Raw genomic sequence first — 1,227 nt, 5'->3', positions numbered from 1 at the left:
CCGAGTTTGGATGCACGGAATGCTTCAAGACGGTTCAGGATGTGTGCGATGTTTTTCGCCTTTTCTGGGGTGAGGATGCTCGTTTTGATAAAGCTTAATTGTGGTGTCCACCCGTTACTGTCATTCATATCGACGGTGTGGGTGATACGGATGACGAGACGGACTTTACGTTCTTGTTCACTCATTGCAAGTCTTCTTTCGTCTTATTGTGGTTACTGGTGTATGGTTCTATTCCGTGTGTGGCTGCTATTTCTTTGAGGGATACCCGTTTTTCTGGTATCCAGGCTTGGTAGAAGTAGTAGTGGGCAAAGAATGCCATCATGCCGATGACACTGATTGAACTAAAGATAATAAAGGTTTGCGTGTTTGTAGGGAGAAAACTGTTATAAAGCGCTGCTGCCAGTACGAGGGTTATGGTTACTGCGAGAACGCTTAAGAGTACTGTCCATGTGCGAATAGTTTTGTGGTGGTGGGAATCGTGTACTCGACTGCTGTCTTTCCATAATCTATTTGTTTCTGTGTATGCTGTAGCAAGGAGGATCCAGCATGAGATGATACTTGCGAGTATGATTGCCCACTGTGGCATGCCGTGGCCTATTTGTGAGCATAAGGCAGGGGCAGCGGGTGCTAAGACGAGCCATAGAAGGTCACGCTGCCCGTTGTCTAATGTAAACTCCATGATGTTTCTCTTTTTTAAGATTCTTTTGTTTTGGTTATTCTTGGAATAATGCGGGCTCTAGTTGGGAGACATAGTCTTTATCGAGTGTCCAGTTGTGGATGAAGCGTAGGTCGCACGAGTTTTCGTATGTGTTTTCAAGCTCACTTATGGGATGGATAGTGTATCCGGTTTTTTGCGCGTCTTGCTCATCTTTCTTGCTTTCGCAAATGTAGATTTTGTGGCATCCGTCGTAGGCGAAGCTTTCACCGGTGACTTGTTTGTTGTTGATTTTCATTCTTGTTTTCCTTTCTACTTGTATATGATTTTTCTTGTGTTTTGGTTTTATATAAAAATCCTGGTGTGATTATTTTTTGTTCGTGTTGTTGAACACTGGAAGGGATAAAAAACGGAATGCGCTGGAGCCAACCCCTTGTGGGTCTTGGGGCTTCGCGCGCGGCCGAGACAATTTATTGTTAAAGGACGCGGGGAAGTTGGCGCAAGTGACCCGTTTTTTAGGATTGGAAGTGTCAAGAACACGATAAAAAACAAGGGAAACCTTTACAGTGCCA

The 1,227-nt window shown here is 44.5% G+C and carries 3 protein-coding genes and 1 pseudogene; all 4 read right to left on the bottom strand.

The window, feature by feature from the left end; translation table 11 throughout:
• Positions 1 to 185 (bottom strand): annotated as a pseudogene (locus ACFQY8_RS01040) (hypothetical protein); the annotation flags it as partial.
• Positions 182 to 679 carry a hypothetical protein gene (locus ACFQY8_RS01035; RefSeq protein ID WP_377937770.1) on the bottom strand — a complete coding sequence of 166 codons (498 nt, stop codon included), beginning with the start codon at positions 677 to 679 and terminating at the stop codon, positions 182 to 184. The gene ACFQY8_RS01035 and the pseudogene ACFQY8_RS01040, both read right to left, overlap by 4 nt.
• A gap of 34 nt (positions 680 to 713) precedes the next feature.
• Complete coding sequence (locus tag ACFQY8_RS01030; protein ID WP_377937768.1) at positions 714 to 953, bottom strand: hypothetical protein; 240 nt, start codon at positions 951 to 953, stop codon at positions 714 to 716.
• A gap of 69 nt (positions 954 to 1,022) precedes the next feature.
• Positions 1,023 to 1,227, bottom strand: a 205-nt coding sequence (locus ACFQY8_RS01025) for a hypothetical protein (RefSeq protein ID WP_377937766.1), incomplete at its 5' end; no start/stop codon positions are given.

Origin of the sequence: Alloscardovia venturai, assembly GCF_042676605.1 — a bacterium.
Lineage (GTDB): Bacteria > Actinomycetota > Actinomycetes > Actinomycetales > Bifidobacteriaceae > Alloscardovia > Alloscardovia venturai.
This window is presented reverse-complemented; position numbering and strand designations above follow the sequence as displayed.